Origin of the sequence: Buttiauxella noackiae (assembly GCF_000737905.1) — a bacterium.
Classification (GTDB): domain Bacteria; phylum Pseudomonadota; class Gammaproteobacteria; order Enterobacterales; family Enterobacteriaceae; genus Buttiauxella; species Buttiauxella noackiae.
In genome coordinates this window covers 575,644-601,477 of sequence record NZ_JPRU01000001.1, presented here as the reverse complement: position 1 = coordinate 601,477, position 25,834 = coordinate 575,644, and the positions used below count along the sequence as shown (strand labels likewise).

The 25,834-nt window shown below is 48.2% G+C and carries 28 protein-coding genes and 1 riboswitch; of the genes, 17 read left to right on the top strand and 11 right to left on the bottom strand.

Features of this window, described 5'->3' with window-relative positions; genetic code table 11:
• Positions 1–34: 34 nt before the first annotated feature.
• Positions 35–1,237 carry an efflux MFS transporter YdeE gene (gene ydeE / locus IX31_RS02705; protein ID WP_051880630.1) on the bottom strand — a complete coding sequence of 401 codons (1,203 nt, stop codon included), beginning with the start codon at positions 1,235–1,237 and terminating at the stop codon, positions 35–37.
• 188 nt (positions 1,238–1,425) lie between these two features.
• Between ydeE and eamA the strand changes: the two genes are divergently transcribed.
• Positions 1,426–2,319, top strand: coding sequence for an O-acetylserine/cysteine exporter (gene eamA, locus IX31_RS02700; RefSeq protein ID WP_034455624.1), 894 nt, complete (start codon positions 1,426–1,428; stop codon positions 2,317–2,319).
• A 45-nt stretch (positions 2,320–2,364) separates the two neighbouring features.
• Here the strand turns inward: eamA and marB are convergent, their stop codons facing one another.
• The 3 genes from marB to marR are packed head-to-tail and all read right to left on the bottom strand — an operon-like array spanning position 2,365 to position 3,459.
• Positions 2,365–2,580 (bottom strand): multiple antibiotic resistance regulatory protein MarB, encoded by a 216-nt coding sequence (gene marB, locus IX31_RS02695; protein ID WP_034455622.1) that lies wholly within the window; start codon positions 2,578–2,580, stop codon positions 2,365–2,367.
• A gap of 48 nt (positions 2,581–2,628) precedes the next feature.
• On the bottom strand, positions 2,629–3,003 hold the full coding sequence (gene marA / locus IX31_RS02690; RefSeq protein WP_034455621.1) for an MDR efflux pump AcrAB transcriptional activator MarA: 375 nt from the start codon (positions 3,001–3,003) through the stop codon (positions 2,629–2,631).
• A 21-nt stretch (positions 3,004–3,024) separates the two neighbouring features.
• Positions 3,025–3,459, bottom strand: coding sequence for a multiple antibiotic resistance transcriptional regulator MarR (gene marR, locus IX31_RS02685; protein WP_034455620.1), 435 nt, complete (start codon positions 3,457–3,459; stop codon positions 3,025–3,027).
• Between the two features lie 641 nt (positions 3,460–4,100).
• On the opposite strand from marR, the gene IX31_RS02680 reads away from it, so the two are divergent.
• From IX31_RS02680 to IX31_RS02665, 4 genes are all read left to right on the top strand, one after another.
• On the top strand, positions 4,101–4,583 hold the full coding sequence (locus tag IX31_RS02680) for an Hcp family type VI secretion system effector (RefSeq protein WP_034455619.1): 483 nt from the start codon (positions 4,101–4,103) through the stop codon (positions 4,581–4,583).
• Positions 4,580–5,059 carry a DUF2778 domain-containing protein gene (locus IX31_RS02675; protein WP_034455618.1) on the top strand — a complete coding sequence of 160 codons (480 nt, stop codon included), beginning with the start codon at positions 4,580–4,582 and terminating at the stop codon, positions 5,057–5,059. The genes IX31_RS02680 and IX31_RS02675 overlap by 4 nt, the downstream gene beginning before the upstream one ends.
• Complete coding sequence (locus IX31_RS02670) at positions 5,059–5,313, top strand: hypothetical protein (protein ID WP_034455617.1); 255 nt, start codon at positions 5,059–5,061, stop codon at positions 5,311–5,313. The genes IX31_RS02675 and IX31_RS02670 overlap by 1 nt, the downstream gene beginning before the upstream one ends.
• A 79-nt stretch (positions 5,314–5,392) precedes the next feature.
• Positions 5,393–6,064 (top strand): MarC family NAAT transporter, encoded by a 672-nt coding sequence (locus IX31_RS02665; RefSeq protein ID WP_034455616.1) that lies wholly within the window; start codon positions 5,393–5,395, stop codon positions 6,062–6,064.
• A 43-nt stretch (positions 6,065–6,107) separates the two neighbouring features.
• Here IX31_RS02665 and IX31_RS02660 read toward each other — a convergent pair whose 3' ends face one another.
• Complete coding sequence (locus IX31_RS02660) at positions 6,108–7,301, bottom strand: sugar transporter (RefSeq protein ID WP_034455615.1); 1,194 nt, start codon at positions 7,299–7,301, stop codon at positions 6,108–6,110.
• Positions 7,302–7,466: 165 nt separating this feature from the next.
• Here IX31_RS02660 and IX31_RS02655 point away from each other — a divergent pair, with 165 nt between their 5' ends.
• The 6 genes from IX31_RS02655 (at position 7,467) to IX31_RS02630 (ending at position 14,636) form a co-directional block, all read left to right on the top strand.
• On the top strand, positions 7,467–8,285 hold the full coding sequence (locus tag IX31_RS02655) for a PhzF family phenazine biosynthesis protein (protein ID WP_034455614.1): 819 nt from the start codon (positions 7,467–7,469) through the stop codon (positions 8,283–8,285).
• An 81-nt stretch (positions 8,286–8,366) separates the two neighbouring features.
• Positions 8,367–9,161 (top strand): PhzF family phenazine biosynthesis protein, encoded by a 795-nt coding sequence (locus IX31_RS02650; protein ID WP_034455613.1) that lies wholly within the window; start codon positions 8,367–8,369, stop codon positions 9,159–9,161.
• Between the two features lie 169 nt (positions 9,162–9,330).
• On the top strand, positions 9,331–10,257 hold the full coding sequence (gene glsB, locus IX31_RS02645; protein ID WP_034455612.1) for a glutaminase B: 927 nt from the start codon (positions 9,331–9,333) through the stop codon (positions 10,255–10,257).
• A 171-nt stretch (positions 10,258–10,428) separates the two neighbouring features.
• Positions 10,429–11,874: a GGDEF domain-containing protein gene (locus tag IX31_RS02640; protein ID WP_034455611.1), complete on the top strand. Its 1,446-nt coding sequence runs from the start codon at positions 10,429–10,431 to the stop codon at positions 11,872–11,874.
• 155 nt (positions 11,875–12,029) lie between these two features.
• Complete coding sequence (locus IX31_RS02635; RefSeq protein WP_034455610.1) at positions 12,030–12,959, top strand: VirK/YbjX family protein; 930 nt, start codon at positions 12,030–12,032, stop codon at positions 12,957–12,959.
• A gap of 225 nt (positions 12,960–13,184) precedes the next feature.
• Complete coding sequence (locus tag IX31_RS02630; protein WP_034455607.1) at positions 13,185–14,636, top strand: tagaturonate reductase; 1,452 nt, start codon at positions 13,185–13,187, stop codon at positions 14,634–14,636.
• A 235-nt stretch (positions 14,637–14,871) separates the two neighbouring features.
• On the opposite strand, the gene dsbG is transcribed toward IX31_RS02630, so the two are convergent.
• Positions 14,872–15,636, bottom strand: a complete 765-nt coding sequence (gene dsbG, locus IX31_RS02625; protein ID WP_051880497.1) for a thiol:disulfide interchange protein DsbG — start codon at positions 15,634–15,636, stop codon at positions 14,872–14,874.
• A 145-nt stretch (positions 15,637–15,781) separates the two neighbouring features.
• Here dsbG and IX31_RS02620 point away from each other — a divergent pair, with 145 nt between their 5' ends.
• Both IX31_RS02620 and IX31_RS02615 read left to right on the top strand, forming a co-directional pair.
• The gene (locus tag IX31_RS02620; protein ID WP_034455605.1) at positions 15,782–16,072 is read left to right on the top strand and encodes a VF530 family protein; all 291 of its coding nucleotides are present in this window, start codon (positions 15,782–15,784) and stop codon (positions 16,070–16,072) included.
• Positions 16,073–16,094: 22 nt separating this feature from the next.
• Positions 16,095–16,883: a phosphotransferase family protein gene (locus IX31_RS02615; protein ID WP_034455604.1), complete on the top strand. Its 789-nt coding sequence runs from the start codon at positions 16,095–16,097 to the stop codon at positions 16,881–16,883.
• On the opposite strand, the gene IX31_RS02610 is transcribed toward IX31_RS02615, so the two are convergent.
• Positions 16,880–18,079 carry an NAD(P)/FAD-dependent oxidoreductase gene (locus tag IX31_RS02610; protein WP_034455603.1) on the bottom strand — a complete coding sequence of 400 codons (1,200 nt, stop codon included), beginning with the start codon at positions 18,077–18,079 and terminating at the stop codon, positions 16,880–16,882. The genes IX31_RS02615 and IX31_RS02610 overlap by 4 nt on opposite strands.
• A 224-nt stretch (positions 18,080–18,303) precedes the next feature.
• Here IX31_RS02610 and IX31_RS02605 point away from each other — a divergent pair, with 224 nt between their 5' ends.
• Positions 18,304–18,813: an RrF2 family transcriptional regulator gene (locus IX31_RS02605; RefSeq protein WP_034455602.1), complete on the top strand. Its 510-nt coding sequence runs from the start codon at positions 18,304–18,306 to the stop codon at positions 18,811–18,813.
• Positions 18,814–18,816: 3 nt separating this feature from the next.
• Here the strand turns inward: IX31_RS02605 and IX31_RS02600 are convergent, their stop codons facing one another.
• The 3 genes from IX31_RS02600 to IX31_RS02590 form a co-directional block, all read right to left on the bottom strand.
• Positions 18,817–19,821: a FecCD family ABC transporter permease gene (locus IX31_RS02600; protein WP_034455601.1), complete on the bottom strand. Its 1,005-nt coding sequence runs from the start codon at positions 19,819–19,821 to the stop codon at positions 18,817–18,819.
• On the bottom strand, positions 19,821–20,777 hold the full coding sequence (locus IX31_RS02595; RefSeq protein ID WP_034455600.1) for an ABC transporter substrate-binding protein: 957 nt from the start codon (positions 20,775–20,777) through the stop codon (positions 19,821–19,823). Before IX31_RS02595 ends, IX31_RS02600 begins: the two co-directional genes overlap by 1 nt.
• Positions 20,778–20,955: 178 nt before the next feature.
• Positions 20,956–21,133, bottom strand: a riboswitch (cobalamin riboswitch).
• Positions 21,134–21,223: 90 nt separating this feature from the next.
• Positions 21,224–22,015 (bottom strand): ABC transporter ATP-binding protein, encoded by a 792-nt coding sequence (locus IX31_RS02590; RefSeq protein ID WP_051880495.1) that lies wholly within the window; start codon positions 22,013–22,015, stop codon positions 21,224–21,226.
• 142 nt (positions 22,016–22,157) lie between these two features.
• On the opposite strand from IX31_RS02590, the gene IX31_RS02585 reads away from it, so the two are divergent.
• From IX31_RS02585 to IX31_RS02575, 3 genes are read left to right on the top strand one after another with little or no spacing between them, the layout of a single operon-like run.
• Positions 22,158–23,210 carry an ABC transporter substrate-binding protein gene (locus tag IX31_RS02585; RefSeq protein ID WP_034455598.1) on the top strand — a complete coding sequence of 351 codons (1,053 nt, stop codon included), beginning with the start codon at positions 22,158–22,160 and terminating at the stop codon, positions 23,208–23,210.
• Complete coding sequence (locus IX31_RS02580) at positions 23,200–24,204, top strand: FecCD family ABC transporter permease (RefSeq protein ID WP_034455597.1); 1,005 nt, start codon at positions 23,200–23,202, stop codon at positions 24,202–24,204. Before IX31_RS02585 ends, IX31_RS02580 begins: the two co-directional genes overlap by 11 nt.
• On the top strand, positions 24,201–24,953 hold the full coding sequence (locus IX31_RS02575; protein ID WP_034455596.1) for an ABC transporter ATP-binding protein: 753 nt from the start codon (positions 24,201–24,203) through the stop codon (positions 24,951–24,953). The genes IX31_RS02580 and IX31_RS02575 overlap by 4 nt, the downstream gene beginning before the upstream one ends.
• Here IX31_RS02575 and IX31_RS02570 read toward each other — a convergent pair.
• Positions 24,937–25,662: a substrate-binding domain-containing protein gene (locus IX31_RS02570; protein WP_034457088.1), complete on the bottom strand. Its 726-nt coding sequence runs from the start codon at positions 25,660–25,662 to the stop codon at positions 24,937–24,939. The genes IX31_RS02575 and IX31_RS02570 overlap by 17 nt on opposite strands.
• Positions 25,663–25,834: the final 172 nt, after the last annotated feature.

Genomic DNA, 25,834 nt, shown 5'->3' with positions numbered 1-25,834 from the left:
TTGTAGTATGAATAAACGAAGCGTCATCCACCACTTAGTTCAAAGCCCGTTGCGGTTTCACCGCCATTCCTTTCACAATCATCAGATAGGCCAGTGCAATCGCCACCATCAGCGCTACAAATAACATCGATGGCGGCAACCAGGTTAGCATCAAGCCGGTGAACAGCGGGGTACATGCACCGCCTAACCAACCCAACTGCTGTGCAGAAAAGTAACTTGCTTTAAGCCCTTCAGGGGCAATGTTATCAACCAACATATATTCCCCTGGTGCAAATATAAGTTCGCCAAGCGTAAACACTGCCGCAGATACTCCCCATAACAGCAGGTTATCGCCCGAGATCATAAACCCTCCCAGACCCGCCATGAAAAACAGCGTACCGTAGCCCATCAGTTTTTTGATGTTGTCCGGGCGAATGCGTTTGCCGACCATATACTGGAAAACCACCACCACAAATGCGTTCACCGGCAGCACGACACCCACCACTTTTTGTGCCAAATCTGAATCGGAGATGGCAATCGCGTATTGCGATAAACAGGCAGCAAAAGAGCCAAACACCAGCGAACCAAGAAATGCTGACAAGGTGAAATACATCAATGCCTTGTCTTTAAGCATCTGGCGCGGGGAAAGTACGACCCCATCGTTAGAACGCGAAGGGGTAACCGGAACACTATGCACATAGCGGCTAATCATGATAAACGGGATGATTGCGGTCAGGCCCGAAAGCCAGAATGGCAGGTTGGTGCTGTAGAGAACAGCCAGCGTGCCAATAGGTGGGCCGACCGTCCAGCCGATATTGGCGAAGGTGTAGTTAAGCGAGAAGATTTTAGGTTTTTGATGAATTTCCAGCGTGTCAGAAAAATACCCTTTCAGTACCGTGGCAAATACTGAATATGCGCAGTTTATGAGCGAATAGAACACCACCACCAGAACGGCGCTATCCACCAACGGAATTGCGACAAATCCGCCGAGGAAAATCACTATCGACAATAGCATGTATATTTTCTTGTCGAATTTATCCGCGAGGATGCCAAACCACAGGCTAAACACCACACCCGCCGTTAGCGCGATGGTCAGCGCCATACCAATTTCGCTTAACGGCATACCGTACTGCCGGGAAAGATAAATGGTCATAAATGGCAGTGTCAGACCGCGCCCAACGGTGAGTAGTAGCGAAGAGAGCAGTAAAACGCTGATGGAAAGTTGCTTACCAGAAAAACGAGCTGCTAAAAAAACCATTTTGTTGTGTGTTTTTAGTATGTTCACGAAGATGTATTTCAGATTTAGCATGAAGAATCGCCAAAGTATAGGAGGCGTTTATCATGGAATGCTTTCTGTGCTTATGGTTAAAAGTGCGATCTGTATCTGTTTTCAAATTGGATATAGCCTTAGATTTTAACAAAATCGAAACAAAATGAGGGCAGGGTATGACGCGTAAAGATGGGCTACTGGCGATGCTGGTGGTTGTGGTGTGGGGGCTTAATTTTGTGGTCATTAAAATGGGACTACACAATATGCCGCCGCTGTTACTGGCGGGTCTGCGCTTCCTGCTGGTTGCTTTTCCCGCGTTGCTGTTTGTCGCGCGACCTAAAATTCCCTTTCGCCTGCTTGCGGCTTACGGGCTGACTATCAGTTTCGGGCAGTTTGCGTTTCTGTTTAGCGCGATTAAGTTTGGTATGCCCGCAGGGCTTGCTTCACTCGTACTTCAGGCGCAGGCATTTTTCACCATTATCCTCGGCGCGGTTGTGTTCCAGGAACGCCTGCAAGGCAAACAACTGGCGGGAATAACGCTTGCGGTGATCGGGGTACTGGTGTTGATTGAGGGCAGTCTCGGTGGGCAGCATGTTGCATTGCCTGGTTTTATGTTGACGCTGGCGGCGGCGCTTAGCTGGGCATGTGGGAATATCTTTAATAAGAAAATCATGCAGCTTGAGTCTCGTCCACCCATTATGTCTTTGGTGGTGTGGAGCGCATTAATCCCGGTGCTGCCATTCTTTGCCGCCAGTTACCTGCTTGATGGCCCAGACGTGATGTGGCAAAGCCTGATTGTCATTGATATGACGACGATTTTATCGCTGATTTATCTGGCCTTTGTGGCGACGATTGTTGGTTACGGTATCTGGGGAAGTTTGCTGGGGCGCTATGAAACCTGGCGAGTTGCGCCATTGTCGTTGCTGGTACCCGTTGTGGGGATGGCGAGTGCCGCGTGGTTACTGGATGAAACACTGTCGTTAACGCAATTGGCCGGGGCGCTACTGATCATGGGCGGCTTGTATATTAACGTCTTTGGTTTGCGGATTAGGCGGGCGATAGTCAGTTAATTTCTTCTGGCGGGCTCATATAAGTGCGCCCGCCAGATGCGGAAATTAGCGCGTACTTTCGTGGTAGTAAGGCGTGCCCAACAACTCTGACTTATCACCAATTGTATCGCGGGAGCTGCAATTGGTATTGTTGTCAGAAGGAGGGAGAATCATCCCGCCGTGATTGCTTTGGGTGGCGTTAAAACTGCCGGGCTGTTCCGCCAGAGCGTTAGCGGAAGCCAGAATCAGTACCAGGCTTACAGCGCCGATAAAACGTTTCATAAATCCTCGGTGTCTGTTTTAACCAGACGGTTGCATAGCATTTAGTTTTTAATGATTTAGCGCGTGAATAAACTTTCCTTCGCCACCTGAACACGCAACGCGGTATCTGTGAGGAGGCACAGAGAAGTAATTCTTGAACGTGCGGGTGAGTGTCTGTTGTGACTCAAACCCATAACGCTCTGCTAAATAGAGAATCGGCTCGTTGCTTTCTTTAAGCTTGAGGGCGATCTCGGTCAATTTGCGATTGCGGATGTATTGGCCTAATGAGTGGCCGGTCTCTTTTTTAAACATCCTTTGCAGGTGCCACTTCGAGTAGCCAGAACGCTGTGAAACCTTCTCAAGTGACAAAGGGTTCTCCAGATTCTCTTCTATCCAGTCCAAAATGCTTTGAATGGTTATGGCATCATTGTTCCGTCTGGACATCGTTTCACCTCTTTTCAGGTTTTACGGTAATACTTTTGTCAGCAGTTGATAAAGTGTGTCCACTTCGTCATCAGTCAGGTTTTTAGTTAACTCTTGATGCAGGTTTTGCCCCACAAGCTGGTGGCATTTTTCGCACAACGTTTTCCCTTCAGGCGTCAGCCGTACCAACACACCGCGTTTGTCGTTTGGGTTGGGCAGGCGTTCAATCCATCCTTTGGATAGCAGGCGATCTAACATGCGCGTGAGTGCACCGAGATCTACCGACAACGCTTTTTTCAGTTCCACTGGCTGCAAACACCCTTCGCAATAAATGCTGCAAAGCACCTTAAATTGCGTAGCGGTGATATCGAGAGGGGAAAGGTGATCGTTTAGCAGGCGATCCTTATGCTGGTTAACCATATGGATAAGGCGCCCCAAAGGAATGACTTCGTTAAACAGATCGTTAGTGCTTTTCACTATGATTGCCCAGGCAAGTATATTTAATCACGGTGGATATTATTGCTTAGGCAACCATAAGTCAATGTGATGGTTCTGTGATGACACGAATAGCTAAAACGGTTCAGATTTTAACATTGATACAAATCAGTTAACCCATATTGAACACAGATAGCTGGCAAAGGTTGATAAACATATTTATACGGGAACAAGCGGTTTGCGCCAGTGTTGACGGATGAAGCTGCCACTTATCCGATCTGCGATGGCTTTGGGATTACTTGACCTGAATAAATGAATCTCTCGGCTCCGGCATACATGCTCGTTCCACAATCAATTCTTTAGGTTTTACGGAGTACTGTATAAATAAACAGTCATGCATGAGTGCGACTGTTAAAGGGGACTAAATAACAAGTTAGGGGCTGGTACTAAACGTAATATAGGAAGCGATCCTGATATTGAATTTAAGTTGTAATGTTTCTCTAAAAATAAGCGCACATATCCATGTGCTGTTCCCTGTATAATTGGAAGGAATTCATGCGGAATATATTTTTTATTTAATTATCAGTGGCATGAATGTTGGTTAAATAAGTTTTTAACGGTTACACATTACGATTTATAGTGTTAATTTTAATCATCTCAAACACCATAAAGGGAATTAAAAAATGGCAATACCAGCTTATCTATGGCTCAAAGATGATGGTGGTGCAGATATCAAAGGATCTGTTGACGTTAAAGACCGTGAATACAGTATAGAAATTTTAGGCTTCGCACATGGTTTACATCTTCCTACCGACAACAACACGGGTAAAATAACAGGCACTCGGGTTCACTCTGCGTTGACCTTCGAAAAAGAATTTGATTCATCGAGCCCATATTTATATAAGGCTGTAGCGAAGGGGCAAACTTTAAAATCAGCTGAATTTAAGTGGTACAAAATCAACGCTGCGGGTCAAGAAGTTGAATACTTCAACATGCTTCTTGAAAACGTAAAAATAGTTTCCATATGTCCGATGATGCACGATATTAAAAATCCTGCTACTGAAAAGCATAATCACCTCGAAGGTGTTTCCTTGCGTTATGAAAAAATCACATGGAAACATTGCGATGGCAATATCATCTTTACTGATTCATGGAATGACCGATGATCCGATGCACTTTTCATTTAAACGGCGCAGCACTTTCAACGTTGAGTTGCCCAGGTGTCGGTTTCTTTCCTGCGTATTCTGGCAATGCAGGGCCGATGAGGAATAATCCAGATTCAATAAAGGTTAAAGATGTTGGGCCGCTTCCACCTGGGCAATACTATATTGTTAGCCGTGGCCGTGGTGGAATAGGCACAATGGTTAACGATCTTATTGCTTCTGAATATACCGGGTCGGATCGTGGCGTATGGTTTACTTTATATCGTAATGATAGCCAAATTGATGATCACACGTTCATTGAAGAAGTTCAGCGGGGGAATTTTCGGCTACATCCTGCTGGCTATGAAGGTCGGAGTAACGGTTGCATCACATTGCCGCGAAAACCTGATTTTATGCTCCTGCGTGAAAGTCTGCTCAAAACAGCCGCTTTTAAAGTTACGGCATCATTAACTGCTTTTGGAACGATACAGGTAAATTAGTGAAACCTCATCAATTCGTATTTTACTGGTTTGCGGCCTTTGCCTCTTATCTACTCATTGTTTTTTCAAGTTATGGTTTCTTACCAGAAGGTATTCTGCTGGAACTTATCACAAAATATACCGGTGATATTAGTGGTGAAAGCTGGGATAACTTCATGGGTTACGTAATATTCATTGGTTCTGCAATGGTCAATGCTGTTCTCATCTGGATTGTTGTCAATATTTACCAACGAGCAACGGTGAAGAAACATTGATACAAATCCGATAACGTAAACGCTGACGGTTGGCTGCTATACTCAGCCGCGCATAAAGCCACTGAATGAAGGGTAAAAGATGATGGAATTGGTTAAGGCCATAGGGTTTGGGTTAGTGGTGCTACTGCCGCTGGCTAACCCATTGACTACTGTGGCATTGTTCCTCGGCCTTGCCGGAGATATGAACAAAAAAGCGCGTGATAAAACCGCGTTGATGGCGTCTGTCAACGTCTTCATCATCATGATGGTTGCGTATTACGCTGGGCAAGTTGTGATGAATACGTTCGGTATTTCGATACCCGGTCTACGTATTGCGGGTGGTTTGATTGTTGCGTTTATTGGCTTCAGGATGCTATTCCCCCAACAAAAGGCACATGAGTCCCCCGAGGCGCACACGAAAGCTGAGGAACTGGAACAAGAACCGGATACTAATATCGCGTTTGTGCCGCTTGCGATGCCCAGCACTGCAGGTCCTGGTACGATTGCGATGATTATCAGTTCATCATCAACAATCGAACACGGTGTCAATTTCTCCAACTGGGTTGTTCTGGTGGCTCCGCCGCTTATTTTTGCGCTGGTAGGCGTAATTTTATGGGGTAGTTTGCGCAGTTCTGGTGCGATTATGCGTCTGGTTGGCAAGAGCGGTATTGAGGCAATTTCCCGTCTGATGGGCTTCTTGCTGGTTTGTATGGGCGTGCAATTTATTATTAACGGCGTACTGGAAATTATTACCCACTTCCCGGCGCAGTAAGTTTAATAAGGGCCACGGTTTCAGACCGTAGCCCTTAACTTGCTTATTGGCTTTGCTGCTCTTCAAGCGACACGGGCCAGCGACGGAATATCAACACCGACCAGATAAGCGCCGCCAGGGCCGGAACCGCACCTACCAACCCGATACTCGACATATCAAAATGCAGGCTAACCTGATTTCCGACCAAAGCGCCTGCACCAATCCCAAGGTTAAAAATTCCTGAGAACAGCGCCATTGAGACGTCGGTCGCATCTGGAGCCAGAGCCAGTACTTTTACCTGCATACCCAACGTAAGAATCATAATTGCGATGCCCCAGAACAGGCTTAATATCGTCAGGTTGACTGTGCTTTGTGCGGCAGGCAAGAGCAATGCGAGGCAGAGAACTAACAAGCCGATTGAGCCACTAACCAGCATTGATGAATGGCGGTTGCCCAACTTGCCAAACAACACGCTACCAATAATCCCTGCGCCGCCAAGAACCAGTAACAGGAAGGTGGCCACGTTGGCGCTTAGTCCTGCCACGGTTTGTACAAACGGCTCAATGTAGCTATAAGCGGTGTAATGAGCGGTTACGACTACGGCTACCAGCACATACAGACTCACTAACGCCGGGCGTTTGAATAGCAGCGGCAAACTTTTCAGTGACCCGGAATGCTCACTTGGTAATTTAGGCAGCAGCTTGATGACGCAAAAGAGTGTCAGGGCGGCTATTACGCCGATGGCGAAGAAGGTTGTGCGCCAACCGAAATACTGGCCGACGACACGCCCAAGCGGCAAACCTAAAACCATCGCCAGCGCAGTGCCAGTTGCAATCAAACTCAATGCCTGGGCTTTTTTACCCGCAGGTGCCATACGTATGGCCAATGATGCCGTTATCGACCAGAAAATTGCGTGAGCGAACGCGATACCAATGCGGCTTATTACCAGCACAGTAAAGTTCCAGGACAGGAATGACAGCACATGGCTTGCGATAAACAAGGTAAAGATGCCAATCAACAGCCGTTTACGCTCAACCTGACTGGTCAATAACATAAATGGCAGAGACATCAGCGCAACGACCCATGCGTAGATAGTCAGCATGATCCCAACTTCCGCAGTTTGCATACCAAAACTACTGGCGATATCGGAAAGCAAACCAACGGGAACAAATTCGGTGGTATTAAAAATGAAGGCTGCAACCGCGAGTGTTACGACGCGTAACCATGCCGTTTTGCGTGAGACATTACTTATTGTCATAGATTGGTTTCGCGCTGATAAATGAACTGTTAGGTGAGGAGGTGATCATAAAACCATCGATCCAGCCATACAACCCATTTTGTGATTTAAGTCTCATTTAATTGTGCTGATAATTCTGGCTCTCATGGCATGGTATGTAAGTGGAACATGTGGTGGAGAAAAGCGATGCAGCAAATTGATTTTTATATGGTAGATGCCTTTACTGAAACCACTTTTGGCGGCAATGCGGCAGCGGTGTGTCCGCTTACGGAGTGGCTGCCTGACGAAACGCTGCTGGCTATGGCTCGTCAGCATAACCAGTCAGAAACAGCATTTTTTATTCACACTGATGATGGTTTCGAATTGCGCTGGTTCACCACGCAGGGGGAAATTAATCTGTGTGGCCACGCAACGCTTGCAACAGCGCATGTGATTTTTGAGTCTCTGAGTTACCCGGAGGCCACCATCCACTTTGCTACACGCTTTGTTGGTCCACTGACAGTCACGCGGAATGGCGACTGGTTGACGCTGGATTTCCCGGCAACCAGCAGCGAGCCTGTTGAGCCGCCACAATTACTTCTTGATTGTCTGGGGATTAGCGACTATCAGGAAGTCAGACTTGGGCGCACATATACCGTGGTGCTCAAGAATCAGCAGCAGGTTGAAGCGGTAAGGCCGGATATTCAACTGATGCTCAAGCTTAACCAAAAGGTCTGCATCACGACTCCTGCCGAAATTGAAGGTTACGATTTTGTCAGCCGTTTCTTCTCACCTGCTGCGGCAATTACCGAAGATCCGGTTACCGGTTCAACTCACACCATGTTGATTCCTTACTGGGCGCAACGGTTAGGCAAAACACAGATGTTGGCTCGCCAGGTTTCCAGTCGTGGAGGCGATATTCGCTGCCAACTGGTCGGTGATAGGGTGCTGATGTCGGGCCAGGCGGTAACTTACCTGGTTGGCAAAGTATTATTGCGTCGCCCGGCCGCACAGCCCAACGTGTGATTTAACTCGCTTTTAACTGTATAGGTCGTCATTGTTTTTATGAAATGGTAAGTGCCATTGAGTTACCCGGGAGAAAAGGCTATGCAACAAATTGATTTTTATATGGTAGATGCGTTTAGCGATACCACTTTTGGCGGCAATGCGGCAGCAGTATGCCCGCTTACGGAATGGATGCCTGACGAAACTCTGCTGGCTATGGCTCGCCAACATAATCAATCCGAAACGGCCTTTTTTATTACCACCGATAGCGGTTACGAATTACGTTGGTTCACTACGCAGGGGGAAATTAATCTCTGTGGCCATGCAACCCTTGCAGCAGCACATGTGATTTTCGAATATCTCAATTACCCGGAAACCACGATTCACTTCGATACGCGCTTTGTTGGTCCATTGTCGGTGACACGTAACGGGGATTGGTTGACGCTTGATTTCCCTGCCTGGGAATCAGAACCCGTTATGCCGCTTCCATTGCTTCTGGAAACGTTAGGTATTACGCAATGCAAAGAAGTGCGTGTTGCGCGGGATTACATGGTTGTGCTGGAAACTCAGCAACAGGTAGAAGCTGTTTGCCCAAATATCAATGCGATGATACCGCTTGGAAAAATGGTCTGTATTACCGCACCGGGCGACGGCGAGTATGATTTTGTCAGTCGTTTTTTCTGCCCGGGAGAATCTGTACCCGAAGATCCTGTTACCGGGTCAACACATAGCATGCTGATTCCTTACTGGGCGGACCGCTTAGGTAAAACGCAAATGCTTGCTCGCCAGGTTTCCAGTCGTGGTGGTGATTTGCGTTGCCAACTTGTCGGCAATAGAGTGCTGATTGCGGGTAAAGCCGCAACCTATTTGATTGGTAAGGTATTCCTGCGTAGCTGAGTTGTTTCCCCATAAAGCGATATATGAGGGTTAGAGCTGTTAGTTAAGTATGTGCGGGATGCCTCAGTGACGATAGTGATGAACATTAATCATCTGGCGGGAGGTAACGGCTGTGGCGGTGGTCTGATATAATGGCGGGCGTAAAATACCCGCCAATCAGGAGTTTGCAGTGCCAGGTCCGTTAGATAATCAATTACTGGAAGATATTCTTACTCAGGTACGGCCATTAATTGGTCGCGGTAAAGTAGCGGATTACATTCCTGCTCTGGCGGAAATTCCAGGTGACAAGCTGGGGATTGCAGTTTGCACCGTCGAAGGTGAGGTATTTAGTGCAGGCGATGCGACTGAGCGTTTCTCCATTCAGTCGATCTCTAAAGTACTGAGTCTGGCGTTGGCAATGGCGCGTTATGACGAGCATGAAATCTGGCAACGCGTGGGTAAAGAACCATCAGGGCAGCCGTTCAATTCTTTACTCCAGTTGGAGCTTGAACAAGGTAAACCCCGTAACCCGTTTATTAATGCTGGCGCGTTAGTGGTGTGCGATATGCTGCAAACTCGCCTTAGCGCACCGAGGCAACGTATGCTGGAAGTGGTGCGTGTGCTTGCGGAACAACCGGACCTTGCTTATGACGCCCGCGTGGCGAAATCTGAGTTTGAACACTCGGCACGTAATGCGGCTATTGCCTGGCTTATGAAATCATTCGGCAATTTCGATAATGACGTTATTACCGTCCTGCAAAATTACTTCCACTACTGCGCGTTGAAGATGAGTTGTACTGAGTTGGCGAAAACTTTCCTGTTTTTGGCAAACCAGGGGCGCGCATTGCATCTTGCTGATCCCGTTATTACGGCTCAACAAGCCCGGCAGATTAATGCATTGATGGTCACCAGCGGAATGTATGATGGCGCCGGTGAATTTGCCTATCGTGTCGGGATGCCGGGTAAATCGGGCGTTGGCGGTGGAATCATTGCCGTTGTGCCCCACGAGATGTCGATTGCTGTCTGGTGCCCGGAATTGGATGCTTCGGGGAACTCGCTTGCGGGAACGGCAGCACTTGAGATTCTGGCGCAGCGAATAGGCCGCTCAATCTTCTAAGATTTTCGTAAGCAAGGCATATTAGAGCCTGATAGTTCAGGCATATGAGCTTTATCTCGTTGTCCGCAGGTTGTACCAGATAAAATCTGCTAAGCTAAAATTTATTTTTTGCACTCATCTCGCAGTATGATTTTATTAAGCAGTGCATGCATAAATATGAGTTAAAATAGCATGTCTAATCAAATTGAGTTTGTGTGTTTTTCGCCTGAAAAACGGCTGGCTAACGCGATAAATATATTTGTCATCACTACATTGTTTTACTTTTTTGGGGCCTCACTTCGCCTGATTGATGAGCTGTCTCTGTTCTGGCCGCTGAATGCCGTGCTGGCTGCGGTGTTTGTACGCAACCCGTTCCTGAATCGCCCTGTATATTATTTCCTCTGTTATAGCGCGATGGTGATTTATGACGCCTTTACCACGCATTGGGGTTGGCAATCAGCAATAATAAATCTCTCCAATATGGTGTTTATTATCATTGTAGCCCTGCTATTACTCCGTTATTCCCGGGATGAAAATGAAAATAATTGGGCAATTAATGCCTTTAAAATTTTCTATTTTTGTCTTATCGGTGCGGTGCTCAGTTCTTTATTAGGATCTTTAGGTTCCCTTGGCCCTTCATCAGACTATCGTCAGTTTCTTCCTTTGTTTGCCGATTGGTTTAGTGAGCAATTTTCTACCGGGGTCCTGATGATGCCATTTCTGCTGATGGCTAAATGGCCACAGTGGGGCAAGATGCCTGCTTTTCATTTTTCAAAACTGTACCCGTTGCTGGGGGTTATCATTTCGGTGATTGCCTCGGTGGTAATTGGTGGTGCAGGGAGCCTGGCGTTCCCGCTGCCAGCCCTTATCTGGTGCGCAATTCGCTACCCATTGCCGATTACCGCGTTGATTACACTTTTAACTGGCGGTATGGAGATTGTTCTGGTCGCCAATTCAATAGTGGTGATTCACCATAGCCAGCCGCTGGTGGTGAATGAGATGTTCTCTGCACGCCTGGGTATTGCCACTATGGCGATTTGCCCGCTGATAGTGTCGGTGAGTGTAGATGCCATTAACCGCCTGATTAAACAGACTTCACTGCGTGCCGATTATGACTATCTTACCGGTGTGCATTCTCGTTCAGGTCTTTATGAAGCGCTGAAAATTACCGCTCCGTTAATGCATAAACCAGGACAAAAGTTGTGTGTGATGCTGCTGGATATCGATTATTTCAAACGCATTAACGACAACTATGGCCATGAATGCGGAGATGTCGTGTTGCGTGCTTTTGCTGCGCAACTCAGAAAAGCGGTGGGTGAAGAGGGGCTGGTGGCACGTCTGGGCGGGGAGGAGTTTGTGGTGGCTTGTAGCACCAATTCCGAAGATGAAGGATATAAGATTGCGGAGAAGATTCGCCAGAGTATAGAACTCACGGCGTTTCGTTATCAGCAACAAACACTGTTTATCACCGTCAGTATTGGCCTTGCTGCCACCACACCGGGAAAAGAGACATTGCTTGATACGTTTAACACACTGCTGGCCGAAGCCGATAAGTATCTCTATCTGTCAAAGCGCAACGGTCGCAACCAGATCAGTACTTCGCTCATAAATCAGGAAGATATGGCGGCGTCTGTTTAGATAGCGCCTTGTTATTCAGATTTATATACATATTCTGAGAAATGCCCAATCCAGAGTTTTTATTAGGCCGTTGTAAAAGCGTATAGGTTCCAGCGAATAAACTTTGCAAGAGGAATTCACCTTGAGTGAAGCAAAGTATATCGCCTGGAGGCAAAATGACTATTCTGGATCAGCATCCGTCACTGCAAAAAAATAATGCAGGGGTTTCCACTATCATGGCTCTGGTTAGCGGGGATCTCACGCCTTGCGATATCTGGCATGAAAAGTCATACCGGGCGAAATTCCTTTTGCGCACGCTGCTGGCTCCCCGCCAGACATTGCGTTTCTTTAATTCAATGGCGCGACAGAGTTATTTTTCAACGCTGCTAAAAGCACAAAAAACGCTACCGAGTAAAATCCATCGTCATTATTTATATTTGGGCATGCGTGCTGCCGACCGTGTAGATGCCATTCTCAACCATTACCAATTTATTGAAAAACTGGGCTGCAAAACACTGGCCCGTGGCTTGATGTCACCCGAACAAACACGCCTTCTGGAGCTGAGCGGTAAAATCGGTGAAAAAATAGAGATTAATGCCAGTACCGCACTGGGTGCAGAACGTGAAGGTGAGAGTACTCTTTGGTTTAACATGAACGGGATAAGACTTGCCGCGTTAACATTCTGTATTACTGGGGATGCGATTTTTATTGGCGGACTGCAGGGTGCTCATCGCAGTGTACCTCATGACACAATCAAAACGGCAACTAAAGCATGTCACGGTTTATTTCCTAAACGTCTGCTCATGGAAATTTTGTGGTTATTAGCCGCACAAAAGGGAATAAAAGCCATTTATGGGGTGAGTAACGATGGGCATGTATTCCGTGGACTGCGTTATCGGCTCAGTAAGGGCAAGCATTTTCACGCCAGTTATAATGAATTCTGGGAATCAATTAGCGGTGAAAAATATGATAAGCATCTTTACCGCTTACCATTGTCATTACCGCAAAAAGATCTGAGTGAAATTGCCAGTAAAAAACGCTCGGAATACCGTAAGCGCTATTCATTGCTTAATGAGCTACAAACCCAGTTCGCAGAACTGAGTTAACCGCCTTTGCTTAGAGATGTTATACCAAATGAGCGTGTGGTTTTTCAATTGAGGGTGCGACAGCAAAACAAACGTGACGGATGTCGCACCCCTCGCACATGGCAAGCAAGATAATTGGTATAATAACTTTAGTTTGATCAAAACGGGGTTTCACTTTGTTGAGTTCTGGTAATTTGGACAGGATTTTTATGGTCGCTCATCCTGTACACACCAAGGAACAACATAGTGAAAACACTTAATCGTCAAGACTTCCCTGGCGCCCAATATCCTGAACGTATTATTCAGTTTGGTGAAGGCAACTTCCTGCGTGCTTTCATCGACTGGCAAGTCGATCTTCTTAATGAACACACGGACTTAAATGCGGGCGTTGTTATCGTACGTCCGATCGACAGCGCATTCCCGCCGTCGTTATCTACCCAGGATGGGCTTTACACTACGGTTATCCGTGGTCTGAACGAGCAGGGCGAAGCGGTCAGTGACTCGCGCCTGATTCGCTCCGTTACCCGTGAAATCAACGTCTATCAAGAATATGAAACATACCTGAAACTGGCTCATAACCCAGACATGCGTTTCGTGTTCTCCAACACCACTGAAGCTGGCATCAGCTACCATGCAGGCGATAAGTTTGAAGATGCGCCAGCAGTAAGCTACCCGGCTAAACTGACTCGTTTGCTGTTCGAACGCTTCAACCACTTCAACGGTGCTGCGGATAAAGGCTGGGTTATCATTCCTTGCGAATTGATCGACTACAACGGTGACGCATTGCAAGAGTTGGTTCTGCGTTATGCACAAGAGTGGGAGCTGCCTGCAGCATTCACCCAGTGGCTGAACGACGCTAACACATTCTGTTCTACGCTGGTGGACCGTATCGTGACGGGTTATCCACGTGACGAAGCTGCCGATATTGAAAAATCTTTGGGCTACAAAGATAGCTTCCTGGCTGCTGCTGAACACTTCTACCTGTTTGTTATTCAGGGGCCTGCGTCACTGGCGCAAGAGCTGCGTTTGGATAAATATCCGCTGAACGTGCTGATCGTAGATGACATCAAACCTTATAAAGAACGTAAGGTTGCGATCCTGAACGGTGCTCACACGGCGTTAGTTCCGGTTGCTTATCTGGCTGGCTTGAACACTGTTGGCGAGTCTATGAACGATGCTGAAGTTTGTGGCTTCGTGGAAAAAACTATCGCTGAAGAAATCATTCCAGTACTGGATCTGCCGCGTGACGAATTACTGTCATTCGCACAAGCCGTAACCAGCCGTTTCCAGAACCCGTATATTCAGCACCAACTGCTGTCTATCGCGCTGAACGGTATGACCAAGTTCCGTACCCGTATTCTGCCGCAATTGCTGGCAGGCCAGCAGGCGAACGGTACTTTACCTGCGCGTCTGACTTTCGCACTGGCGGCACTGATCGCCTTCTATAAAGGCGAGCGTAACAACGAAAGCTATCCGTTACAGGATGACGAGCATTGGTTGGTGCGTTATCAGCAACTGTGGACTTCACTTGGCGACAAACAGATCACCGAGCAGCAGTTGGTTGAAGCGGTACTGTGCGACAGCGATCATTGGGGCCAGGATTTGACTCAGGTTCCAGGTCTGGTTGCTAAAGTTAGCGAAGATTTGCAGGTTATTCTGACTCAGGGTATGCGTGCTGCGGTAGCTCGTTACTGCTAAGTGCCAAACCGGTAGAAAACCTTGATATAGTGCCTCCAGGCTTAGCTTAGAGGCACTTTTTTTATGCGCAATTCCGCACTTTGGTTCCGGCGATTTGGTGAGCCTGAACAGGTCATCACTCATGAACACTCAGAACTTGAACAACGCCCTTGCAGCACTACAGGCTTTTGCTGTTTCAGGGCGACGTTATAAGCCAGTTTTGGCGATGTAACGTGACAACGTCACCCATAAATGATTACTTATCGCCGCCCATGATCGTTTTCATGGTTTCTTCATCTGGCAGGCCCTGATGTTGTTGCAGACGCCCATCTTTATTGAGGTAATAAATAGAAGGAGTGGCTGTCCCGCCGAGCTCATCCATTAACGCCAGGTTATCTTCCAGCGCTTTCGTGATTTCTGGCTTGATGGCTGCCGGGATTTTCAGTGCCAATTTCCCTTTGCTATTCTCATATTCCGCCAGTGTTTTAGCGGGGTCTTCAGCCATCATGATCGCGGCGGCTTTTTGTCCACTGTCCGGGCGTAACATCCCAACCATTAAGACACGCAGTTGTACCTTTCCTGAACTCAGCCACGGCTGCGCATTCTGCCAAAATTGAGTGCAGTACGGGCAGTAAGGATCGGCAAAGGCGTAGACAATTTGCGGAGCATCCGCTTTCCCTGCGGCTATCCAGTGATTTTTTTCAAGTTTCTGCCACATCTCTTTGGCCATAGGCGCATAAACCCATTTTTCGACTTGCGCATCGCTGAGGTTTTTCCCAGTGGCATCAACCAGATTCCCCATAATTGCATGCTGTTTATCCGGGGTCAGGAACACTGTTGTGCCTTGCCCCTGGAATTGCATCACGTAACCTGGCAGGTTACCTGGACCTTTAAATTCACCTTTCAGTTCAAAACCTTGCTGCTGTAAGGCGGTAATTGGGGCAGGGAGTTTAGCCTCAGTAGCCAGCGCAGAAGCGCTGGTTAGCAGGGCAAGCGACAGAGTCCATACTGCATGTTTCATTACGTAATCCTTCTCATTCTCTTGATGAATGTATGCCGTGTTAGGCTACATGTCGTACGCTTGTAATGAAAGTTCTCGTTTAGAAAGATGAGGCCGCGTTATTTTGTTATCTTATGCGCAATTATTTAGAACTACCGGACGCATTATGACCAACTCATCAAAAGACCCTCTGCACGGCATGACGCTTGAAGCTATTGTGAATGCGTTAGTTGCTCATTTTGGCTGGGAAAAACTGGGAAAACTTATCAATATCAACTGTTTCAAAAGTGACCCAAGCGTGAAATCCAGTCTCAAATTTTTGCGCCGCACGCCATGGGCACGCAAAGAAGTCGAAGATCTGTATATCGATATGGTAGAGACCACACACGAGGCTTCACCAGACCTTCCTGCTGATAGCCCTTGGGCCAACTGGCAAAGTAAGAAAGATCGGGAATAGTAACCAATAGCGGGGCGAATTGATGAGTGACTGTCTGGCAAAAATGGGGGCTGCCCGTGTTCGTCGAACGTCATTCCATGGTATCGAATGCATTGAAAAAAGCTCGGCAAGCGCAGTTGAGTTTCAGTTTTACCAGGATGTTGCTCCCGCATTTCGCTCCGCAGGTATCGCCATCCCCGAGCTGTTAGCTTGCGATGCCCAAACCCAGACATTAACCCTGGAATATATTCCCCACGCTCTGAGTCAACACGCGTTAGCAGAACACCGCGATGTGTTAACGACAATTACGCGTATTCACCAATATCCCTTCGATAAGCATTGGACTTTTAAGCACCACCATTGGCTACGGGACAAAACTACAAAAGCGCTTGAGCTGCTGAAGTTACCAAATGAGTCTGTTGCGATTTTTCTCGATCTTGAAAAATATGGCTCATGCCTGTTTAGCGCCCAAACGCTTATCTCTGGCGATACTAATGCAGGGAATTGGGGAATAAGAGAAAAGGGAGAAGTGGTGTTATATGACTGGGAGCGATTCAGTACCGGCAGCCCGGCAATTGACCTCGCCCCCTTAATTAAAGGGATGGGAAACATCTGTGATTACATTCATATCGCAAAACGATATCAGGAAGTTTCACCTTCCGCTGATGCCGCAGCACTGGCCCAGGAGATTGCTATCTGCAAATTATGGATAGTCACCGAAGTCCTCGATATTCTTTCTCGAAACCATAAGGCCGATCTCAGCAAGTATATCGACTGGTATCGCAGATATTTGCCAGACTGGTTAATACAGCTACGGCAATTTTTACCTTAAACAAACGCTGCTAACGGATCGGCTGCCGCAAAGGCAATATCCTTCTCCGGTTTAGGTGGATAAATCAGTTCGTTAGTAATAGCGATTTTAATTTTCTTACCCTCCGCGCGGGTAGATTTCACGACCTGATCCCATCCTTCTGTGTAAACCGCACCCCATGCACCTAAATCCAGGCAAGTCACATAGTTTACCTGGCTGTATGGCAATGGGTTGGCACCAATTACGTCAGCAGCAACGTTGTTGCCCACGAAACGTCCGAGCATGATTGCGTGCTGGCAGGTCATCAGGGCAGTGTTGCCTTTGTCATCGGTACGGGCATGGGCCACATCACCGGTCGCATAAATGTCTTCATGGCCAACTACTTTCAGATTTTGATCAACATGCAGGCGGCCTTGTACATCGCGCATGGCTGGAATTTGCGCGGTAAGGGGACTGGCCTGTACGCCCATGGTCATAATCACCGTGGTTGAAGCAATAAAATCGCCGTTCTTAAACTTAACGCCATGTTCATTGATAGAAGCAATATCTGCTTCAAGCTGCCATTCAACACCAAGCTCGTCGCTTGCCTGTTTGATAACCGCACACAAATCTTCGCTGTACCGGCCACCAACCACTGGGCTTCGGTCTGCAATAATCACACGCACCGGAGTTTCATTTCCCAAAATAGCGCGTAAACGGGTAGGGAGTTCGGTTGCCAGTTCAATACCAGTGAAACCACCGCCACAAACCACCACGGTATTACGTGCATGGCTATCGGGTTGCTCCACTAACTGGTGAAGGTGTTTTTCAAGATGAGCCGCGCTTTCTAGCGTATCGACATCAAAAGCATGCTCATGTGCGCCAGGGACAATTGGATTGATTTGACTGCCGGTGGCCAATACCAGGCGGTCATAGTGAAGCGCTGCCAGTTGCTCTTGCGCGGTGTGATACCACACTTGTTTGTTCGCAACATCAATCTCTTTGGCGGACCCGGCAATAAACTTCACTCCTGTGGCTGCAAACAGCGGTAATAGGGGCGCTGCAAAATTTTCAACTCCTGCTTCATAAAAGCGTGGGCGAATACGGAGCTCTGGCTGCGGTGCGAGGACTGTAATCTCAATATCGTTACGATCGTGAAGATCGGTTAAACGTGCAGCGCTCAATGCTGCCCACATTCCTGCAAACCCTGCGCCTAAAATAAGAATTTGTTGTTTCATGTTTTATCCCTGGTTTTTCGACGGTCATTGAAAATCTTAACTACGATAATATTTGTCGTAGTTAAGATTTTCAAGAGCTTTAGGGTTCCTGGAAACGGATTTAATCTTAATTATTTGAAATTAATTGATATTTAAAAACAAGCCAATAATTAAAACTGACAGAAATTGCTTCAAAACAAGGAAGGATTTATCATTTAACTCAGAATAAATGGAGCGGAGAATTTATGGCATTTTACAGTTCTGGCGTGGAGTACGGCATCCATAGCCTGATGTGTCTGGTTGATAGCAAAGGCGATGGACGCGAGATGAGCGTGCGGGAAATTGCTGAGCTACAAAACGTTCCGTACGACTATCTGGCGAAGATTTTTACCAAGCTGTCCAAAGCTCAGTTGGTTGAAAGCACCGAAGGAAAAGGAGGGGGATTTCGCCTTGCGAAACCTGCCGATCAGATAACTGTGCTGGATATAGTCGCGGCCATCGATGGTGAAAAATCGATTTTTGACTGTAAAGAGATTCGCCAGCGCATGGCTATCTTTGATGAGCCAGCTCCCGCATGGGCATGCGAAGGTGTGTGCGGTGTGCGCCATGTGATGCAGGTTGCGCAGCAACGTATGGAAGAAGCGCTTGCTCAGCACACCGTGCTGGATTTGGCGCGCAGAATGTTTAGAAAAGCGCCGGAAGCGTTGCCTATCCAGATTGAAGAGTGGATAGGCCGTCGCCGTAGTGATGCTTAGTACTTAACTGACGCGGCGTAGCAAAATCACCAGAACAAACACTCCGCCCACACCGGCGGTAATAATCCCAATTGGCAGTTCCTGCGGGGCGGCGAGTGTTCGACTCAGAATGTCACCCGCAGAGAGAATAATTGCCCCCATGATCCCCACCAGTGGCAGTAATCTCCGGTGGCGCACTCCGGCAAAGGGGCGCGCCAGATGAGGCACCATTAATCCCACAAAACCAATCACCCCGGTTAGCGAAACCAGGATTGCGGTGGCCATAGAACAGCAGAGAAAAACCTCGGTTCGTAAGCGATTGACGTTAATACCCAGCGACCAGGCGGTTTGTTCCCCAGCCAATAGCGCATCCAGGGCTTGCCAGCGCCGGGATATAAGCACAACGAGAATCACCAGCGCGATAGCGGCAAACCCGAGATTTTCCCAGCGCGCAAAACCTAAACCGCCGAGAGCCCAGAACAGTGCATTGCTGGCTGCGCGCTGATCGCCGGAAAAAATCAGGAAGTTGGTCAACGCCCCAAATAAAAATGACACTGCCAGCCCGCATATAATCAGCTTTTCAGTTCCTTTATGTGACTGCGACATAAAAATAATCATCACGGCAGCGGCAGATAGCATCCCACCGACAAATGCGGCGATGGGTAATGTCCACGATCCCAGACTGTCACCAAGACGGGTTATCACCAGTACCACGCCTGCAGAAGCACCAGAAGACAGGCCGAATAAAAAGGGATCGGCTAAATCGTTGCGTGTGGTGGTTTGCAGCAATGAACCGACCAGGGCCAACCCGGCACCGGCAATCATGCCAAGTATCGTGCGCGGTAGCCGTAATTCGAGCACGATGCTCTTTATCATCGGTGCGACTTCCCCATGCATCAGGCCGAGGGCGGTCAACACTTGTGAAAAAGAGAGGGGTACGCTGCCATTCGCAACACTTGCCAGAGCAAGCCCCGCAAGCAACAGCGGGGCCGCTATCCATATCAGCAAAAAACGCTTGTTAGCGAACATTAGTTAAACGCTGCCGGATAAAATGCACGGGCAAGTTTAGTTATCGCGGTGATATTGGCAGGCCCTGGTGTCAGTTCCTGATACTTAAGTTTCAGATAGCGATGGTGAAGCACCGCTGGCGTGTTTTTCATCAGCGGATGTTGTTCCAGGAAACGCCGTAATCCATCAGCGCCACCGTTATAGTCAGACTGATAGTCCATCAGAATAATAAACTCAGGCTCCGCGGCGGCAACACTTTCCCAGTTGGTTGCGGCCCAGCTTTTATCCATCGTATCCATGACATTTTTACCGCCAGCAGCTTCGATAATTGCCGTTGGCATGGCATACGCACCGCTGGTGAACGGCTTATCTTCGCCAGAATCGTAGAGGAAAACGCGAACGGGTTTATGCCCGGCCGTCTTTTTGGTTAAGTTCGCAACCTGCTTTTTCCAGCTATCGACCAACTTCACGGCATCTTCTTCTTTGCCAAAGACTTTGCCCAGACGCAGCATATCGCCATACAGCAAATCCATACTGGCGCGTGGACGATGGCTATTAACGTGAATACAGCTTTCGCTCAGGATCAGCGTCTTGATATCAAATTTTGCCAGCGCCTGCGGCGTGACGTCGCCGCGTAAACCGTAGTTCCAGCCTGCGAAGAACAGGTCGGGCTTTGCCGCCAATAACGTTTCCATCGAAGGGTATTTGGGCGCAATCTCCGGAATAGAACCCTGCAAACGAGTAAATGCCGGGATATTTTTGTACCAGCCGGAAATGCCGCTAACGCCAACAATTTCCGGTTGTAAATGTAGGGAAAACGCCATTTCGGACATATTGATATCATGAACGACCATGCGTTTAGGGGCTTGCGTGAACGTTAAAGGTTGCCCGCAGTTATCGACGGTTACCGGGAAACCAGAGGCAGCCGCGCCGTTGGAAACCACGGCCAGTAACGCCGCCAGAATTGATTTTTTCACACATACTCCTGATTCACTACTGCCACACATGATTGGCTCTGTGGACATGAATAGCGGGACAGGGTGTCCAGAATGAAACCTCACCTGTGCACACTTCCCGACACTGAGTTGTGTACAGGTGTGGCAAATGACGGTAGTAAACCGCGACCTGTGACACAACGCCTTCCCACCGAAGGGTCGTTCTTGAGGTTGTGCCGTCGGTCTTCTGGCTTAGCATCATTCTTCACCACGCCTTCCCGTCAACAGACAGTGGCATGTGTGGTGTCGTCAGCATTACAGCAGCGGGGGCTGCGGAGGAATTTCACCTCACTTCCCGGATAGCGACGTGCGCTAAAACGGCAGAACCGAAAGCGAAAATCTCGCTTCCTGATAAACCGCCGCACCATACAGGAATTGATGGGGTGAATAGGTCTGGTCAGATCAAACAATACTTAGTTATTTGTATTTCAATCAAATTGTGATGGCAGGGCTTCGAAGATGCGCAGTGTTTTGCCACTGTTTGGATGTGTGACGTGCAGGCTTCGCATACCGAATATCCTGGCAAGCCAGGGCGAGTCCAGAACCTGCGCCGGCGTGCCACGGCAAACCAGTTGCCCCTGGTTCATCATCAGAACCTGGTCTGAGAAAGGTTGAATCAATTCAAGATCATGCAATACCGCAATGGTGGTGATGTTCTTGTGCCTGACGAGACTGAGCAGCTGATGGCGGGCGAGTGGATCGAGATGATTTGTTGGTTCATCCAACAACAGCAAAGCTGGTTGTTGTGCCAGAACACGGGCTAAGCCTGCACGCTGGCGCTCACCGCCGGATAATTTTCCCAAAGAGACCTGTTGCAGGTGTGTGATGCCAACATCGTTAATCGCCTCAGTGATGGCTTTTTCATGTTCAACGTTTGGGTATTCGGCCTGCCATGGGATGCGCCCCAATGCCACATATTCACGCACTGTCAGACGTAAATCGGCATTGTCATGTTGGGTCAGTAGCGCGACGGAGCGAGCGCGTTCAATGGGTTTCATGGTGCGTAACGCTTTACCCTGAATCACAACCTCACCGCTGGCGGGTAACAGTTCACTGATGATAAGCCGTAAAACAGTCGATTTCCCGCTACCATTTGGACCTATTATCGAAACAAACTCACCGGGATAAATATCAAATGACACCGCATTCACCTGTGGTGTTTTACCGGCAAAGAAGTGGGTGAGGTTACGAACAGATAGCAGGCTTTCAGGCGCGTTCATCGGCAATGTCATTAGCTGAAAATGGCGCTTAGGATAGCAGCCATGTTTTGCCAGGCAAGCAGTAAGGATCGATAATCAGTTGCCATCGACTACGTTATATAATTAAATACACATCGAATTTACTCCTTTCCAGATGGCAATTATGTTAATCCTTCGTAATATCGCGCTGGTTCTCGCCAGTGCATTTTTCGCATTAAACGCTCAGGCAGACAGAATCATCACTGACCAACTTGGTCGCCAGGTCACTATTCCTGACCATGTTGAAAAAGTGGTGGTGTTACAGCATCAGACCTTGAATCTATTGGTTCAGCTCAATGCACAAAATGAAATAGCCGGTGTGATGACCAGCTGGAAAAAACAGCTTGGCCCTGAGTTTTCACGCTTTATGCCTGAGATTAACTCACTGCCTACTCCAGGTGATCTCACCGCGGTAAATATCGAAAGCTTGCTGGCCATTCACCCGCAGGTGGTATTCGTCGCCAACTATGCACCCGCTGAGATGATTCAGCAGATTCAGAATGCTGGAATCCCTGTCGTGGCAGTCTCTTTGAGAAAGGATGCTGATGGGCAGCAGGATAAAATGAATCCGACGATGGCGGATGAAGAGCTGGCCTACAACGAAGGGCTAAAACAAGGCATCCGCTTAATTGCTGATGTGGTAGGGCGCAAACCTCAGGGTGAAGCACTCATCAAGTATACCTTTGCGGCACGTGAGAAATTTAACGCACCGGTTGCGAATATCCCGGATGCACAGAAAGTGCGTGTCTACATGGCGAACCCTGATTTGATGACTTATGGCTCAGGCAAATACACCGGGCTTATGATGAAGCACGCAGGTGCGCTGAACGTCGCTGCTGCCAGTGTCAAAGGTGCGCGCCAGGTTTCATTGGAGCAGGTGTTACAGTGGAACCCACAAGTTATCTTCGTGCAGGACCGCTATCCGCAGGTGGTGTCTGAAATCCTGAACGACCCGAACTGGCAGGGGATCGATGCTGTGAAAAACCACCGTGTCTGGTTAATGCCTGAATATGCTAAAGCCTGGGGTTACCCAATGCCGGAAGCTTTGGCAATTGGTGAGCTGTGGATGGCGAAAAAACTCTACCCGGATGCTTATAAAAACATCGATGTTGATGCCCAGGCACAAGATTACTACCAGAAATTTTATCGTGTGAACTGGCAGCCCGATGCTAAGTAGTGAGTCATTTATTCCCCAGCAACTGGTACTGATTCTCTCAGTGCTGTTGCTGGGAGTTGCTTCACTTTGCTTAGGTCAATATTCACTTACGCTAAGTGAAGTTCTCCATCAGCTAACTCATTTCTCCGACACGCAAGGCATTGCCAACCAGGTCATCTGGACGGTAAGGCTACCGCGTATTCTGATGGCCTTGCTTGCCGGTGGTGCATTGGGGTTATGCGGCGCAACCCTGCAAGGGGTTTTCCATAATCCGCTGGTTGATCCACATATCATCGGCGTGACTTCCGGCTCTGCTTTTGGCGGCACACTGGCGATACTGCTGGGGCTTGACCCATTATTGATGATGGGGTCGACATTTTTCTTCGGCCTGAGCGCATTGATTCTGGTTTATGCGATTGCCGCTTTGCAGGGGCGAGAAAACGCGTTGGTGCTGATTCTCTCCGGCATCATCCTGAGCGGTTTTTTTGCCGCCCTGGTAAGCCTTATTCAATACCAGGCTGATACAGAAGAAGTGTTACCTAACATTGTCTTCTGGTTATTGGGGAGTTTCGCAACCGCCAACTGGCATAAAGTTTTGATGCTGGCTGTTCCGGTCATAATTTCTGGTGCGATTTTGTTCCAACTGCGTTGGCGCATTAACTTATTGTCACTTAACGATAAAGAGGCGCAGGCATTGGGTGTTTCCGTGGTGCCTCTGCGACGCAGCGTATTGGTTTGCTGTGCATTTTTAGTCGCAGCACAGGTTGCTGTCAGTGGCAGTATCGCGTGGGTAGGATTAGTCATTCCTCATCTGGCGCGTCTTCTCGTGGGAGTTGACCATCGCCGCTTGCTCCCTACCGCATTCTGGATGGGGGGCGGTTTTATGATTGTCGTCGATGATATTGCCCGCACGTTAATGCAAGCCGAAATTCCACTGGGAATCATCACCGCTTTATTGGGTGCACCGCTGTTTACCTTTTTGCTAATACACTCAAGCCGCAGAGGCCGTCGATGAAAACGGGTGAATTACGTGTTCAGCAACTATTGTATGGACACAAAACGCCATTGTTTGAACCACTCAGTTTCCATTGCCAGCAAGGGGAAGTCTGGGCTGTTCTCGGACGCAACGGTTTGGGGAAAAGCACGTTGCTTGACACTTTGACCGGTACATTAAAACCCCTCGCAGGGAATATAGAGAATGAGGGGGGAATTGGCATTGTGGCGCAACATTCGCACTTGCCCTTTCCGTACTCAGTAAGCGATGTGGTGCTGATGGGAAGGGCGCAGCATGTGAAACTATTTTCACAACCGGGCAGTGAGGACAAGCAGAAAGTTATCGAGGCGCTGGAGCAGTTAAATATAGCTCAGTTAGTTTCAACGCCTTTTACTTCACTTTCTGGCGGGCAACAGCAATTAGTGATGATTGCCCGTGCGCTAGTAACTGCCAGCCAAATCTTATTGCTGGATGAACCTTGTTCAGCACTGGATTTAGCCAACCAACAGGTGGTGTTGCAACTGATTAGCGATCTGGCTCACCGGCAGCATCGCGGCATCGTTTTTACCACCCATGATCCGGTTCATGCATTACAGGTTGCAACGCATACGTTGTTACTTTTGCCTGGTGGAAAATGGTTGGCTGGCACAACAGACACCATCGTTACTGAAGAGAATATGTATCAAGCCTACGGTTTAACGTTGAGGAAAATCAGGATGGACAACTATGCCACCCCGTTTGTTGCGCCACTCTTTACGATTGAGAAGTAAGCGGTAAAAAACCCGCGCTAGTCAGAAACCTTTGTCCGTCAGGGCTAAGAATAAATTCAACCAGCGCCATTACTTCTGCGGAATTCTCAAGCACAGCCAACTGATATTCGCACTGAATATTGTGTTCAGGCGCAATCGCTACGCAACGGATATCCGTGTGCCTGGCCAGTGCTTTACCATAATGCGCGTAGCCGATAAACACATCGGCGAAGCCCTGGTGCAAAATCCAGGCGCTAGCCAGTTCTCCCGGCGGGATGCTGAGCGTATCACGTCCACCAACCAGCGGAATTGCGCGCTGACGCAGTTGTTGCCCAAGACCCGGCTGAAGTAGCTCGAGTTTATCAAACAGTGCCCAGGTGTAATCGCCAGACGGGTCGCATCCCGGTGTGGAAGTGCCAATCCGTAGCGTGGGATCAGCGAGCAAATCCAGCCATTCACCACTTTTTTGCGTAGTTAATACCAGTTGATTGCAGGTAAAAGTATGGGTTTCAGTCGCTTTCCCTGCCGTCAGTAAATGCTGAGGATGCTCCCGGTTGGCGGAAGCGAAAAGGGCGCAGGGCTCACCCGCCTCAATACGCTCTCTCAACAATCCTGCCGGGCCATATTGTGCTGCAACCTCAATTCCTGTGAGTTGGGTAAAATGGTTAAGTAGCGGGGTTAAAGCCAGTCGTAAACTGCCCGCAGCAAGCAAAGGTAAAGGAGATCTCATTGGTTGATTTTGAACCTTAAGAGTCATGGAGAATACACCGGCTAATAATACTGTTTATTAATTCCTAACTGAAGGTTGTAGCCAATCATATGGGTAGATCGTGGGCACCATAATGTTATTAATTCCCATGCTAGAATTTAACCACTACTTTGACATGGTTAACCTTTTTCAA

Excerpts from the sequence above, each read along its gene's own strand:
- ydeE (WP_051880630.1), bottom strand. The coding sequence starts at position 1,237 with ATGGTTTTTTTAGCAGCTCGTTTTTCTGGTAAGCAACTTTCCATCAGC.
- eamA (WP_034455624.1), top strand. The coding sequence starts at position 1,426 with ATGACGCGTAAAGATGGGCTACTGGCGATGCTGGTGGTTGTGGTGTGG.
- marB (WP_034455622.1), bottom strand. The coding sequence starts at position 2,580 with ATGAAACGTTTTATCGGCGCTGTAAGCCTGGTACTGATTCTGGCTTCC.
- marA (WP_034455621.1), bottom strand. The coding sequence starts at position 3,003 with ATGTCCAGACGGAACAATGATGCCATAACCATTCAAAGCATTTTGGAC.
- IX31_RS02680 (WP_034455619.1), top strand. The coding sequence starts at position 4,101 with ATGGCAATACCAGCTTATCTATGGCTCAAAGATGATGGTGGTGCAGAT.
- IX31_RS02675 (WP_034455618.1), top strand. The coding sequence starts at position 4,580 with ATGATCCGATGCACTTTTCATTTAAACGGCGCAGCACTTTCAACGTTG.
- IX31_RS02665 (WP_034455616.1), top strand. The coding sequence starts at position 5,393 with ATGATGGAATTGGTTAAGGCCATAGGGTTTGGGTTAGTGGTGCTACTG.
- IX31_RS02660 (WP_034455615.1), bottom strand. The coding sequence starts at position 7,301 with ATGACAATAAGTAATGTCTCACGCAAAACGGCATGGTTACGCGTCGTA.
- IX31_RS02655 (WP_034455614.1), top strand. The coding sequence starts at position 7,467 with ATGCAGCAAATTGATTTTTATATGGTAGATGCCTTTACTGAAACCACT.
- IX31_RS02650 (WP_034455613.1), top strand. The coding sequence starts at position 8,367 with ATGCAACAAATTGATTTTTATATGGTAGATGCGTTTAGCGATACCACT.
- IX31_RS02640 (WP_034455611.1), top strand. The coding sequence starts at position 10,429 with ATGTCTAATCAAATTGAGTTTGTGTGTTTTTCGCCTGAAAAACGGCTG.
- IX31_RS02635 (WP_034455610.1), top strand. The coding sequence starts at position 12,030 with ATGACTATTCTGGATCAGCATCCGTCACTGCAAAAAAATAATGCAGGG.
- dsbG (WP_051880497.1), bottom strand. The coding sequence starts at position 15,636 with ATGAAACATGCAGTATGGACTCTGTCGCTTGCCCTGCTAACCAGCGCT.
- IX31_RS02620 (WP_034455605.1), top strand. The coding sequence starts at position 15,782 with ATGACCAACTCATCAAAAGACCCTCTGCACGGCATGACGCTTGAAGCT.
- IX31_RS02615 (WP_034455604.1), top strand. The coding sequence starts at position 16,095 with ATGAGTGACTGTCTGGCAAAAATGGGGGCTGCCCGTGTTCGTCGAACG.
- IX31_RS02610 (WP_034455603.1), bottom strand. The coding sequence starts at position 18,079 with ATGAAACAACAAATTCTTATTTTAGGCGCAGGGTTTGCAGGAATGTGG.
- IX31_RS02605 (WP_034455602.1), top strand. The coding sequence starts at position 18,304 with ATGGCATTTTACAGTTCTGGCGTGGAGTACGGCATCCATAGCCTGATG.
- IX31_RS02600 (WP_034455601.1), bottom strand. The coding sequence starts at position 19,821 with ATGTTCGCTAACAAGCGTTTTTTGCTGATATGGATAGCGGCCCCGCTG.
- IX31_RS02590 (WP_051880495.1), bottom strand. The coding sequence starts at position 22,015 with ATGAACGCGCCTGAAAGCCTGCTATCTGTTCGTAACCTCACCCACTTC.
- IX31_RS02585 (WP_034455598.1), top strand. The coding sequence starts at position 22,158 with ATGTTAATCCTTCGTAATATCGCGCTGGTTCTCGCCAGTGCATTTTTC.
- IX31_RS02580 (WP_034455597.1), top strand. The coding sequence starts at position 23,200 with ATGCTAAGTAGTGAGTCATTTATTCCCCAGCAACTGGTACTGATTCTC.
- IX31_RS02575 (WP_034455596.1), top strand. The coding sequence starts at position 24,201 with ATGAAAACGGGTGAATTACGTGTTCAGCAACTATTGTATGGACACAAA.
- IX31_RS02570 (WP_034457088.1), bottom strand. The coding sequence starts at position 25,662 with ATGAGATCTCCTTTACCTTTGCTTGCTGCGGGCAGTTTACGACTGGCT.